Origin of the sequence: Kamptonema animale CS-326 (genome assembly GCF_028330895.1) — a bacterium.
Taxonomy (GTDB): domain Bacteria; phylum Cyanobacteriota; class Cyanobacteriia; order Cyanobacteriales; family Microcoleaceae; genus Kamptonema; species Kamptonema formosum.
This window is the reverse complement of sequence record NZ_JAQMUA010000462.1, coordinates 1-13,878: the sequence shown is the minus strand read 5'-3', so window position 1 is coordinate 13,878 and position 13,878 is coordinate 1. Positions and strand designations below refer to the sequence as shown.

Here is a 13,878-nt window from a genome sequence, read left to right as displayed (position 1 = left end):
GGGATAAGCTGTTACCTATCTAAACTTGACGATCTGTTTCTCTGACTTAACCCCCAATCCCCTTCCCTGTAAGGGAAGGGAGAGAAATAGAGCTATAAATTCTGGTACAAGTTAAATGCGTAATCCCTATTATGTTACTCTCGGCAGAAAATTTTCTGGAACTACTGGTTTGTAAGGCTTTCGCGTGGGGAAGCCTAAATTATTGAGCATGGCTAAAATCCAGAAACCGCAAGGTGAAAGCCTTTTTCTCTGAGCAAAGTGACATCGGGATAACAGCTTAGCGATTAGCCATTAGCCATTAGCCATTAGCAATTACCGTGCTGTAACTCATGCAACTGAAAACCGCGATCGCAATCTCTTCAAAATCCTCTGCACCTATTCCTTGGGCAAGACTTTGCTCTCTCGACAAAAGTAGCTGTAAATGTTATTGATATTAAATATTCGATTGAGGGGTAATACCCCTCGCTAAAGTTGGCGTTCCAGAAGCGGGTGCAGGTGGCGATTAAATTTTTTTGATTTAAACTTGACATTCTATGGAAAGTATGATTCCGCCGATCTGGGACATAGCAGGAATTGGCATCTGTGTAACAGATGAGGAAGGGCAGTTTGTTGAGGTCAACCCCGCTTATATTCTGCTTTGCGGTTGGTCTGCGGCGGAATTGCTGGGCGAGAATCCAAAATCGAATAGCGTTAGTAGTTCGGGCTGCGCGATCGCTCTGAAGCAACCCAAAAAGTTACAGGATACTTTGATTGCTGGGTCTTCAGAAGGCGCGGGTTGTGGGCAAATTATCAGCAAAGATGGCAAGAGGCGCGATGTCTGGGTGACAATGGCCCCTTTCGTCAGGGAAGACGATCGCCAGTTTCAAGTCACGACAGTGACAGATATTACCAATGTCTTGAGGGAAGGCGATCGCGCTGAAAGTAAACTAAATCAACAGACTCAAGAGAAATTTTTACTAAGGGAAAAAACAGAAACAGAGCCGGAAGTCGCGATCGCAGATGGGGAAACTCGCAGCCAAGAGGCGCAACTATTGAGGGAAAGAGAGTTGATCCCACAAACTCTACGCGCAGGTTCCCAAACTCAAGATCCCCTTTCCATACTAGAGTCGGAAATTGGGATTGCGATCGCCCAGAGTACCACTTTGCCAGAAATTCTCAACCGCTGCACCCAGAGAATAATGCACGCCTTCGATGCTAATTTTGTCGGCATCTGGATATTTAACAGAGCAACGCGCTTGCTGGAACTGCAAGCCTTTGTGGGCCAACAACCTCCCACCGCAGAATTTTCTGACCGCATTCCTTTTGGGATCTCGACGATCGGGTTTGTTGCTCAACATCGACAGCCTTACATCATACCTGCTCAAGAAAACGAAACCTTAGCTGGCTATCCGCTGATTGTAGAAGAGCACTTGGTAGGGGTAGTGGTGGTTTGCACTCAAGTTGTGACTGAACGTGGGCGGAGTGTACTCGGTTGGGCTGCAAATGCGATCGCCATAGCAATTGACCGCGCGCGATCGTGGGCAGGTAGAGAATCTTTACTATTTAGACTCGCTAGCCAGATCCGTAACTCTTTAGAACTGGATACAATTTTAGAAACAGCAGTACAAGAAATTCAGAGTCTTTTGCAACTCGACTGGTGTCTATTCATGTGGTACAGACCAGAGGTGATTAACAATGAAGAATTAACAATTAAAAGTGAATCCACAAATGGAGAGAGTTCAGCCAATTATAGTTTTAATTCTGAGCTGACATTTTTAACTCAAAACCGCGTAGGCGAAGCCTACCCGCAGAGTTTAGACTTACAAAGTACAAAGCTTTGGGAAGAACAAACCAAACTCAAACAATCTCTCAACACCGCGCAGCATTACGAGGCACAAAGTAATTTCTCAAAACCCCATAGCGTTACGAGGCGCGAAGGTTTGGGAAGAACAAAGCAAACAGAAGTAATTTCTCAAAACCACGTTGGTGTAGTCAACCCGCAGCGAGTGCAACGAACCAATCTCAAAACTCAAAACCAGGAAGGATTGCAGGTACAACTCAGCAATCTCAAACCTCAAAACTCCTATTGGGAAGTAGTTAAAGAAGCAACGAATCCCGGCTTGCCAACACTTCTCGGTCGTTATCCTGTGGAAAAAGTAGGTACTTTTACTGAAAAACTATTAAGCCTAGAAATCATCCGACTGGATGATGTTGCAGGTTTTGAAGAACCTGTGATGCGGCGATTTTTGATGTCTTGGGGCTACGCTTCCATATTAGCACTGCCAATTCAGACGCATTCTGGTGCGATCGGAGCATTTAGCTGCGGTATGTATAATCCACCCAAGAGCGACTATGAAACAGGAGCAGAATTTGCAGATGGTTCAGCAAAACTTAGACCTTGGAGCGATTCAGAGGTAGAATTACTACGAGCAGTTGCAGATCAATTAGCGATCGCGATCGACCAAGCTGAACTCTACGCCCAAGCACGAGATAGTGCTGAAACTGCCCAAACTCAAGCTCAACAGATTGCTGAAACTTTGCATAAATTGCAGGCAACTCAAACACAACTAATTCAAACTGAAAAAATGTCTTCTTTAGGTAGTATGGTTGCCGGAGTTGCACATGAAATTAACAACCCAATTAATTTTATTTCTGGCAACCTAACTTATGCGGTTGACTACATTAAAGACCTGCTAGATTTATTGCACCTTTATCAAAAATATTCTCCAAATCCCGACCCAGAACTTCAGGAAAAAGCCGATTCTATTGATTTAGAATTTCTCACGGCAGATTTGCCAAAACTGATCTCTTCAATGAAGCTAGGCACTGACAGGATTCGTCAGATTGTGATGTCTTTGCGAAATTTCTCTCGCCTTGACGAGTCGGATAAAAAACCAGTGGATATTCATGAAGGCATAGATAGTACCCTGCTGATTCTACAACATAGGTTCAATTTATATGGGGGAAATTTGAACGTTAAAATTATCAAAGAATATGGCAATCTCCCCTTAGTTGAATGCTGTGCTGGTCAACTAAATCAAGTATTTATGAATATTATTAGCAATGCTATTGATGCTTTAGAAAACCAACCCGCTCCCCGTATTATCACTATCCGCACAGAGGTGATGAATGGAGAAGGTGATGAAAATTCTTTGTCACCAATAGCCGCTGGTAAATTTGCAGTGATTCGGATCTCTGATAACGGCCCAGGAATGGCAGAACCAGTCATCAATCGCTCATTTGACCCATTTTTCACTACTAAACCAGTGGGTAAGGGAACGGGACTTGGACTGTCAATTTCTCACCACATTATTGTTGAAAAACACGGTGGTATCCTCAAGTGTATCTCAGAACCAGGAAAGGGTGCCGAGTTCTGGATTCAGATCCCGCTGGCTTAGGGAAGTGAATGCTGCAAATTGACTTTAACCAGCAATTAAGAATATCAAGTTTGCTAATGGGTAATGACTAATGGCTAATTAAAAGCGGTAGCTACCTAATGGAAATGCTATATTAAGACAGAGCAAGTATGAAACTGAGAGTCATCAAGCATGAATGATAGACATTTAGAATTATTTATACAATTAATTGCTAATAATATAGGTTTGCATATCCGCCCCCAAGATCGCACCGCCTTATCTCAGAAAATTGTGGTGCGGATGAAAAACCTTAATCTATCTATACCAGAGAATTATTATCAACTTTTAGAAGCAGATACTGAACAAAGTCAGAAAGAATGGCGGAAACTAATCATCCTTTTAACCACAACTGAGAGTTATTTTCTGCGCGATGTAGGGCAATTTAAGCTGTTAGAAAAAGTTATTTTACCCGAAATAATAGAGTATAAAAATCAACTCAAAGAAACTTCTGGAATGAATCCTTCAATCAGAATTTGGAGCGCTGGATGCTCAACAGGGGAAGAAGCATACTCTTTAGCTATTCTCATTCAAAAACTTCTTCCCAATTGGGAGAATTGGAATATCCTAATTTTAGGAACGGATATTAACGAAGAAGCCCTAGACAAAGCAAAACAGGGAAGTTATAGCCCTTGGTCGTTTCGTCTTGTTAATCCTGGACTCCAGCAGCAGTATTTCAATCAGCATAAAAATGAATGGATAATTGAAGATAAACTGGTTAAAAATGTAAAATTTCGATATGGAAACTTAGTAAAAGATGATTATCCAAATCTATCTGATGATATTAACAATATGGATTTGATACTTTGTAGAAATGTTTTTGTTTATTTTGAAGCACAGTACATTGCGCTTGTCCTAAAAAAGTTCTACAATACGCTGAGAACAGGGGGATATTTGATGACAAGCCATGCCGAACTTCACGGTCAAGTTCTCGATCAATTCCGAGCAATTATTTTTCCCGAATCAGTGATTTATCAGCGTAGTGATGTAGGTCAAAAAGAAGTTTCTCGAATGCCACCATACATTTCTAATATCGGCGAATCTACTAATAACTCTCAGCAAGAGTTGTCAGGATTAGAGCCTAGTAACTCTACTCCTAAAAAGCTAGCAGAAACTGAGATTAAACCTACAGCTAAACTTGAGCCGAGAGTGTCTCCACGAGGAGAAGATTCACTTTTATCACCAAAGCTACCAGTACCAGTCCTATTTCCAATTAGCAATACAACGGAAACCCCAAAACCGCTAAAAGTTCGCGAACTTGTTGATAATATTTTGCGGAGTAGCGATGGGAAACCTGAAGAAAATAATACTGTTAATACCAGACAGATTTCATCTTCATTAACAGTGGAAAAAGAGCGGCAGAGAGCAGGTATCAATCTTCTTCAAGAGGCAGAAGCTTTTTGCAAAAATAAAACTTATTTTGAGGCCATTAAAAAGGCAGAACAAGTTATTGAGCTGTATCCTCATAATTTTAAAGCTTATTACTTGCTAGCTGAGATTTATGCAAACCTAGGTAAATATGAGCAGGCCATTAATTACTGTAAAAAAGCTATACAAGTCGATTCTTTATCAGTATTTCCTTATCACTTACTCGCTCATATTGCTGAAGAAAATGGAGACTTAGAAGCAGCTAAAAATCTATTAAAAAAAGTTATTTATCTTTGTCCATCCTTCATCTCTGCATATCTCGATCTAGGTAATATTTACGCTGGAGAAGGGAATGTTAAAAGAGCAAAAAAAATGTATGCAACCTCTTGTGAACTTCTCAAAATTTTACCCCCCGATAGTTTAATAGAACAGCAAGGTAAAATTACAGCTAGTGAATTACTAAAATATGTCAAAGCAGTCTTGGTAAAACTATCTATTCAATAAATTTAACTATTAAATATGAAAACTCAACCCTATCTTATTTTCCGACAAAATAGTTCTCTTTACGGTATAGAAGCCGCTGCTGTTCAGGAAATTTTCTTTCTACCAGAATTGACACCAATTGCAGAAGCCCCCCGCGATATTGTTGGCGTGATTAACCTACGGGGCGAAATTTTGCCTGTGATGGATCTCAATCTTCGCTTCGGATACCATTCTCAAGAATACTGTTTGACAGATAGTACGATCGTTATAGAGTATCAAGGATTTAGAGTTGGGATTATTGTCAACCAAGTTCAGGAAGTAGAAAATATATCAACTGAAGTAATAAAAACACAGCTAGATTACGGGCGCGACAATACAAATAAATCTCACCGTTTTGTAATGGGAATTGCCCAAATTGAAGCCGATATTGTGATGCTGCTTAATCCTGAAATTATAATTAGCTACTCTCAGGATAAAAAAGAGGTGAGCCAGCAAATAAAGGATGGGCAAGGAAAAAGTTTAGAAGAAGGAACAGATGAAAAAATTGTAAGCGAAGATTCCAGTTATTTCCTAGAAATGCCAGTTTTCTGTCCCCATGCTACGCCCCAAGAAAAAGCGATTTTTCGGCAAAGAGCTAATAATTTAAGGCGAAAAGAAGACGATCGTGATTTCACTACAAGTACGTTTCCACTGGCGGTTATTGCTTTGAATGGTGAATACTTTGGACTAAATTTAGAAGTAGTACGGGAGTTTACTGATATACGCAAAGTTACGCCCATTCCCTGCACTCCAGATTATATTGTAGGTAACATGAATTTGCGGGGAGAAATTGTAACGTTAATTGACATTCGCAGTGTTTTAAATATACCGCTCCCCAGCGCCGATTCTCTATCGAAAGCCATCGTGGTACAAATAGCTGATTTAGTTGCTGGTATCGTGGCTGATGAAGTTCTGGATGTGATGTACTTAAATACCTCAGAAATTACGGCTGTTCCTGCTGCTTTGCATTCGGCTAATGATGAATACTTAAGAGGTACAGCTTCCTATCGTGAAAAGATGATGAGCATTTTGGATCTCCATAAAATGTTGACAAAAGGAGAGCTGTTTGTTGAGGAAGAAGTTTGAATAAAAATCATAGAGGCTAGCAGCATCTACCCTAAACCGAGAAATGTATTACCACGCTTCTTAAACCAAAGGTAACAAAATTTCAAATTCAGTTCCCGTACCCGGAGTAGAGTGCAAATTCAATTTTCCCTTGTGCTTTTCAGTTATAATCTGATGACTGATTGCCAAACCCAAACCGGTGCCTTTACCTACAGGTTTAGTAGTAAAAAACATTTCAAAAATTCGGCGTTGAATTTCTGGAGGAATTCCCGGCCCATTGTCAGAAATCCTGATCGCTATCCAAGAGTGATTTTTTAGATTTTCTTCCTTTTCCTCAGCGCTCAATTCGTGGTTATTGCTGACGACTGATAAAGATTGGGTCTCTTCTTTCCGAGCGATCGCAGGGTTGAAAATTAATTCAGAATTCACGCAGTCTCCCTCAAAACTTTCTATTAGCTCAGTTTCAATTTTGATCGCTCGCGATTCTTTTCCTTCCTCCTGTACTTCTTCCAGAGCGTCAATTGCATTACCAATTAAGTTCATAAAAACTTGGCTGAGCTGACCTGAATAACAGCTAATTGCAGGCAAAACTCCATAGTTTTTAACTACTTTAATGCTGTGTTTAAGTCGATTTTTCAGAATCAAAAGCGTACTGTCGATACATTCGTGAATGTTAGCTTCCTTACGGTTTCCCCCGTCCATGTGAGAAAAACTGCGGAGGCTAGTAACAAGTTCATTTAATCGATCTGCTCCTATTTTCATACTTTGAAGAATTTCGGGTAAATCTTCTTGTAAGAATTGAAATTCTATCTCTTCTTTAATTTCCTCAATCTTTGCGCTGGGATTAGCAATTTCTACATCATAAGCGGACAGCAACCGCAGGAGGTCTTCAGAGTAGTTTGTCAAGAAACCTAAATTTCCTAGAATGCAGGTGAGAGGATTTCTAATTTCGTGCGCTACTCCAGCTACCATTTGCCCTAGACTCGCCAGTTTTTCTGTTTGAATCATTTGAGCTTGGGTTTGTTGTCGCAGCAACTTAGTGGCGAATTCGTGAATATAAGATTGAGCGACGAGTAGTTCGTGTACGTCCAACATTCGGTAAACTTGAGGCAGTTGTTGTACTACAATTGGTTCGTAAAGGAGTTCTTGCGATCGCTGTAAGGAACGACGAGCTGCATCTACTATTAATGTATCGCTGGGAAAGATTAAAGTATCAGTCTGAGCAAACCGATATAAGGACTTTAAAGGTCGCTTCAAAAATAGTTCTCGTCCAAAAGGACGGCTGATATATTCGAGAAACCGCCGCCGAGAAATCATGCCGATAAATTGATTTTGGTCGGTCAAAATAACTCCTGGCAAGAGGGGGTAAGCTTCCAACATTTGAGCTACTTTCATCCCTAAATCTGTGGGTTTAACCTGAAAGTCGTAAAGCGGAAGCTCTTGAATAGTTGAGTCTAACCGGAGGTCTTGTCTGGAAGCCTCTGGCAGGGGTGTAACTAACTTTTCGATGCTGGTGGAAGTGTTTATCATAAATTAATGGGAGTTAAAACTAAGGATGTATGACAATATGACTGGGAGTAGGATAGATATCCTAAGCACGTAAGTAACGAAGCACTTAGATGTGCTTTATTTTCACAAACTATCCTTAATATTCCTGAAATAAGGGATAGCTGGGTCTAGGTATTATAGGCAAAATAGACGTGCTATGACAATTATCTTTAACTTTATTTTAAGTCTGTTTCGAGTAGTTTGCAATATTTTTATTGAATTAATCATTTCTTAAACTTTTAACCTTTTATTAATCTTTATGTCCTTCCGATCTGATTTTATAAGGTATACTCCATATTTGTAGAAAAATTTTAAGAGCCATATAACAATTTTTTTGCCATTATAAAATCTCACGGCTCCCATGACATTGACTTTGCCAGTACTCCTTTGTCCAATTACTTTTTTGCTTCGCTTAAGAAGGAACTTAAATGTGGAATAGCTTATGCTGGTATAGCAATCCTAAGTGATTTTCTAGATCCGTAAAATCTGAAAGTCTTGCTATACAACAAGTCTAGGAAGACAAGAGGGCGTTGTGTTGTGAGACTCAGATCGGATTGCTATAGTAGCTACCCAATTGAAAACTGCTATATAATCAAATTGCAAGCCTCTATCCCAGGAGTATCAGCTACGTGCTTTATCCAATCAAGGTAATAGACATTGAGTTGAGCCATCCCCTCGTTACTATTGGAAATTTGGACGGGTTTATGGGATTGCAAGCATTGGTACGTCTACATGGTAGACCAATCGGGTATGTCAGTGCGCCCGTAACAGCAGGACAAGTCAGCGCTAACACTATCAGCAAACTTATCCTAGAACAGCATCATCAAAAAATTATTATTCATCTTTTAGAGAAAGGACTCTTCAAGACACCACCGCTGACAGGATGGAAATTTGAGGATTTATTAGATTTACCTCCTCTCAAGTGGACGGGAGATTGGCCTTTAGTTACAGTGGCAGTTTGTACGCGCAATCGCACAGCCGACTTAGAATTATGCCTTAATAGTCTAGTTACTCTCGACTATCCCTACCTCGATTTATTAGTAATAGATAATGCCCCCACATCAGACGCTACTGAGCAACTCATAAAAAATAAATATCCCCAAGTACGCTATGTTAGAGAACCAAGACCAGGATTAAACTGGGCAAGAAACAGAGCAATTATTGAGGCGAAAGGGGAAATTATTGCATACACTGATGATGATGTAATTGTCGATTCAGATTGGGTAAAATCATTAGCACAAGTCTTTGCTGAAGAGCCACAAGTAATGGCAGTTACAGGTTTAGTCGTCCCTTATGAACTGGAAACTGAAGCCCAAGTTTTATTTGAAAAAAACGGTGGTTTTGGTCGCGGTTTCGAGACAAAAAGATATCAAATTAGTCGCGGTCAAAAGTTACCCTGGTCGTTTATCTCAACTCCTTGGATAGTCGGTGTAGGAGCAAATATGGCCTTCCGGCGTTCGATGTTCAGCCAAATTGGTTACTTCGATCCGGCCTTAGATGTGGGGACTTTGACTAATGGTGGTGGCGATTTGGAAATATTTTTCCGCACGCTGAAAGAAGGGCATCTGCTAATTTATGAACCCAATGCCTTAGTCAGACACCGCCATAGACAGGAATATGAAAAATTGCGATCGCAAGTTAAAAATAATGCAGGATCGGTCTTTGCTTGCTTTGTGCGGGAAGCGATTGCATATCCAGACGAACGTTTATCTTTGTTGCGGGTGACATTGTGGTTAGTAAGATGGTGGTACTTACGCGATTTGTTTCTATCATTAATGAATGCGAGTAAATGGCCCCGTGATTTAGTTATAGACGAAATCATGGGTTCCGCGATTGGTTTCACAACTTATCAAAAAGCACACAAAATTGCCGCTGAAATTGAAGCCACTTTTGGCCCTTTACCTCCCCTAGAACCGCTGGAACATCCAGCATTGACACAGAAACCTCAATATCCAGGGGGAACGGCAGTCCGAACCCTCGAACTGACAGAAGCTGTGACAAATCCCCTCACTGATGTGACAGATTATAGCTCGGTGCGGCTGTTTGTCACCTGGAAGGGATCGGCGATCGCACATTTTGACATCCCCAACTATTATCAACCAATTAGTGCAACTCATTTGCGACAACTATTAAGTGAAAAATTTGGACTCAAATTACTTAATCCAACGCGCAATATCAGCGATGAATTTTGTGCAGCAGAAGCGATTGCCTATTTGAGGCGCTACTACAAACCAGCAGAAAAAACACAATACCAAGCTCTCATTAGTCTACCAGCAAATGTTTCCGTATCTGTAGTTGTAGCCACTTACTCCCGACCCGATGACTTGCACAATTGCCTTACCCAATTAACCGCTCAAAAGTCACCCCGAAAAGTAGAAATCATCATCGTTGATAACAATCCAGATTCAGGAGTTACACCTCCAATAGTTGCTGATTTTAAGAACGTTGTGTTAGTTACAGAACCCCGCCAAGGAGCCGCTTATGCGCGGAATGCGGGCATCGCGGCGAGCACTGGTGACATTATAGTGACAACAGATGACGATGTGGGATTACCCTCTGGTTGGTTAGAAAAACTCTTGGTTCCCTTTGCTAGACCCGACGTAATGGCTGTCACCAGCAACATTTTACCTTTAGAACTGGAAACAGAAAGCCAGTGGTTATTTGAACAATACGGTGACGGCGGTTTGGGGCGTGGTTTTAAACCTTTTGAGGCTACTGGGGACTGGTTTAGAAAGTCTTGGCGTTACCCTGTCCCGACGTGGAAAGTGGGGGCCACTGCCAATGCTGCTTTCCGAGCCGATATTTTTAGCTATCCTGAAATTAGTTTAATGGATGAAGCATTAGGCCCAGGAATGCCGTCTGGTGTAGGAGAAGATATCTATTTGTTCTATAAAATAATTAAGTCTGGCTATACAGTAGCCTACGAACCGCAAGCCTTTATTTGGCATAAACATCGCCGGGATTTACCTGCTTTGCGCCGTCAATTGCACAATTATAGTAAAGGAATTGTTAGTTATCAACTGACAACTTTGTTACGAGATGGAGATTTGCGATCGCTACTACTATTAGGCATTGATATTCCTTTATGGCACGCCTCGCGCATTAAATCCCGATTGAAAGGTCAAACTGATTATCCCATCTACCTAGTGCTTCATGAAGCATTGAGCCATCTACCAGGACCTTGGTCGCTGTGGCAGTCTCGCCTGCGCGTCAAGCGTGAAGGTCATAGTCAACCCTATATTCCTGTGTCAGAGCGATCGGTAACAAAACTTTAGTTTTTAGTTGTTAAAGTCATTACGACAAAATAAATACTAACTAATAATTGAGGAGAATAAATGTTAAATAAAACAAAGGTCATAGATATTGAATTAAGCCAGGGAATTGCTACTATTGAAGACTTAGAAACTTATAGAGAATTACAAGCCCTAGTGCGTCTTTTTGATACTCCCATTGGATATGTCAAAGTTCCTGTCAGAAGGGGAATGGTGACGGGTCAAACCTTGAGTCAAATTATTCTGGAACAGCACAACAATCAAATTATTAGTCAGTTATTCTACAATGGTTTATCGACATCTGCACCGACTAAGGAAATATGGCAGTTTGAGGATTTATTAACCTTGTCGTCCCCAGAGTATAAAGGGCCTTTACCTTTGGTGAGTGTGGCAATTTGCTTTAACAATAGCATCTCCGATCTGACCATTACCATCAATTCCCTAAAGCATCTCGACTATCCCCACCTCGACATTCTAGTAGTTGATAATACTCCCGATGACCAGGCCAAAATTCTGGTAACAACTCAATACCCCGACATACGTTATGTCAGAGAACTATGTCCCGGTATAGACTGGGCAAGAAACCGAGCTATTTTAGAGGCAAAAGGCGACATCATTGCTTACACTAATAGCGGTGTATTAGTTGATTCCGGGTGGGTAAAAGCCTTAGTTAAGGTGTTTGCTGAAGATGCAAATGTGATGGCGGTGACAGGTTTAGTCACACCCGCAGAACTCGAAACTGAGTCACAAATCTTATTTGAAAAAAAAGGTGGCTTAAGTCGTGGTTTTGAGAGTAGACGCTATCAAATCGCACCAAGGAGTAAAATGCCTCATGCCTTTTTGCATTCTCCTGAGATGTTTGGCACGGGATTTAATATGGCTTTTCGTCGGTCACTATTTGCAGAAATTGGTTATTTTAATCCTGCCTTAGATGTTGATGCGGATGTCCAAGGTAACGGTGATTTAGAAATGTTTTTCCGTATTATTAAAGAAGGATACGCTTTGGTCTATGAGCCAAGTGCATTAGTATACCATCAGGAGTGTCGTAGTGACAATGAAATGCGATCGCACAGCAAAAATAACGCTGGTATTTACTCCGCCCTTTTGTGTAGTGCCATCAATTATCCTGACGAAAGACTACCGATTTTCCGCATGGGATTAGTAAAAACAGTGGCGCATCTAGTCAATTTTTTACGCTCTCTATTTAAAGCAAATCCTTCATCGGTTGATTTAGTCCTCGCAGAAATAGAAGATTGGCTCATTAGTCCAATTAGCTATCTGAAAGCGAGGGAAGAAACTGCTGCAATTATGTTTAAAAAAGGCTTCTCATTGATTGAAACCCCAGAGAAACCCGAACCACAGCCAACTAGGAAACCAAAAGCCAGCCGTGCTGTGCGCGTACTTGAATTAAATCAACCAATAGAAGCGATCGCAGATGCCACAGACTACGCCAACACCCGCGTATTTGTCACTCGTGATGGCTCCGCGATCGGTTACATTGATATCGCTAATTATTACCAATCAATTAGTATTCCCAGACTACGGGCTGCACTGGTAGAAAAATTTGGTTTGACACTACTGGAACCTGACACTGACCCTAACATAGACTTTCTCAAAGCTGATGCCATAGCTGCTCTCATGCAGCATTACACACCCGCCCCAACAGTGAAAACACAGGAACCAGAAGGTCTACCAGCTAATATCTCAGTATCCGTTGTAGTTGGCACTTGCGATCGCCCCGAAGACCTACGAAAATGCCTGCTTTCCTTAACTGCTCAAACATCCCGCCAAATCAGACCCGTAGAAATCATTGTCGTTGACAACCGACCCGAAACCCCCAGCGCCTCCCGCGTACTCGTCGAATTTCCCGATGTAAAATTACTCACAGAAGAGCGATCGGGTGCATCCTACGCTCGGAATGCTGGCATAGCCGCCAGTACCGGTGATATTGTCGTCACCACCGACGACGATACAATTATCCCCCCCGACTGGCTAGAAAAACTAATCGCCCCCTTTGCCCGTCCCGAAGTCATGGCCGTCACTGGTAACGTCTTACCGGCAGAATTGCGGACGCGATCGCAGCGCCTATTTGAAAGCTACGGCGGTGGCGGTTTATCCCGTGGTTACAAGCAGTTTGAAGGTGATAGAGAATGGTTTGACAGTTTCCGGTTACACTCAGTCCCAACGTGGCTATTTGGGGGTACAGCTAACTCCGCCTTCCGCGCTAGTATTTTCAGTGACCCCGAAATTGGCCTGATGGACGAAGCCCTCGGTCCCGGTATGCCATCTGGCGTAGGAGAGGATACTTATCTTTTCTACAAAATTATGAAAGCCGGTCATACCATAGTCTATGAACCGTCAGCTTTTGTCTGGCACACGCACCGACGTGAAATGACCGATCTAGGTCGCCAATTATATAATTACAGCAAAGGAGCAATATCCTATCATCTAACAACTTTGATTAACGATGGCGACCTACGGGCCCTATTTGCTATTCTCCTAGAAATGCCTCAGTGGCACGTAGCCAAAATTATTAAGCGGATATTAGGCTGGACTGACGATCCAATCCTAATCATATTAAAAGAAATAATCGGCTATCTAGCTGCTCCCTGGTGTTTATGGCAGTCCCGTTTGCGTGTCAATCGCGAAGGTTTTAGCTCACCCTATATCCCCGTCGAACAACGCACTAGAAAAGGGGCTAGGGGCTAGGG

Annotated in this window: 6 protein-coding genes; 5 read left to right on the top strand and 1 reads right to left on the bottom strand. The window is 41.7% G+C overall.

Features of this window, described 5'->3' with window-relative positions; genetic code table 11:
• The first annotated feature begins 533 nt into the window (after positions 1-533).
• The 3 genes from PN499_RS27190 (at position 534) to PN499_RS27180 (ending at position 6,368) form a co-directional block, all read left to right on the top strand.
• Positions 534-3,377: an ATP-binding protein gene (locus PN499_RS27190; RefSeq protein WP_272036451.1), complete on the top strand. Its 2,844-nt coding sequence runs from the start codon at positions 534-536 to the stop codon at positions 3,375-3,377.
• A gap of 150 nt (positions 3,378-3,527) precedes the next feature.
• Positions 3,528-5,264, top strand: a complete 1,737-nt coding sequence (locus tag PN499_RS27185; protein ID WP_272036449.1) for a CheR family methyltransferase — start codon at positions 3,528-3,530, stop codon at positions 5,262-5,264.
• 15 nt (positions 5,265-5,279) lie between these two features.
• Positions 5,280-6,368, top strand: coding sequence for a chemotaxis protein CheW (locus PN499_RS27180; protein ID WP_272036448.1), 1,089 nt, complete (start codon positions 5,280-5,282; stop codon positions 6,366-6,368).
• A 60-nt stretch (positions 6,369-6,428) separates the two neighbouring features.
• Here PN499_RS27180 and PN499_RS27175 read toward each other — a convergent pair whose 3' ends face one another.
• Complete coding sequence (locus PN499_RS27175) at positions 6,429-7,877, bottom strand: sensor histidine kinase (RefSeq protein ID WP_272036446.1); 1,449 nt, start codon at positions 7,875-7,877, stop codon at positions 6,429-6,431.
• A 647-nt stretch (positions 7,878-8,524) separates the two neighbouring features.
• Between PN499_RS27175 and PN499_RS27170 the strand changes: the two genes are divergently transcribed.
• Positions 8,525-11,170, top strand: a complete 2,646-nt coding sequence (locus tag PN499_RS27170; RefSeq protein ID WP_272036444.1) for a glycosyltransferase — start codon at positions 8,525-8,527, stop codon at positions 11,168-11,170.
• Between the two features lie 60 nt (positions 11,171-11,230).
• The gene (locus PN499_RS27165; RefSeq protein WP_272036442.1) at positions 11,231-13,876 is read left to right on the top strand and encodes a glycosyltransferase family 2 protein; all 2,646 of its coding nucleotides are present in this window, start codon (positions 11,231-11,233) and stop codon (positions 13,874-13,876) included.
• The last annotated feature ends 2 nt before the right edge of the window (positions 13,877-13,878 follow it).

What these genes read in the sequence shown, in the direction of transcription:
- PN499_RS27190 (WP_272036451.1), top strand. Translation starts at nt 534, where the DNA reads ATGGAAAGTATGATTCCGCCGATCTGGGACATAGCAGGAATTGGCATC.
- PN499_RS27185 (WP_272036449.1), top strand. Translation starts at nt 3,528, where the DNA reads ATGAATGATAGACATTTAGAATTATTTATACAATTAATTGCTAATAAT.
- PN499_RS27180 (WP_272036448.1), top strand. Translation starts at nt 5,280, where the DNA reads ATGAAAACTCAACCCTATCTTATTTTCCGACAAAATAGTTCTCTTTAC.
- PN499_RS27175 (WP_272036446.1), bottom strand. Translation starts at nt 7,877, where the DNA reads ATGATAAACACTTCCACCAGCATCGAAAAGTTAGTTACACCCCTGCCA.
- PN499_RS27165 (WP_272036442.1), top strand. Translation starts at nt 11,231, where the DNA reads ATGTTAAATAAAACAAAGGTCATAGATATTGAATTAAGCCAGGGAATT.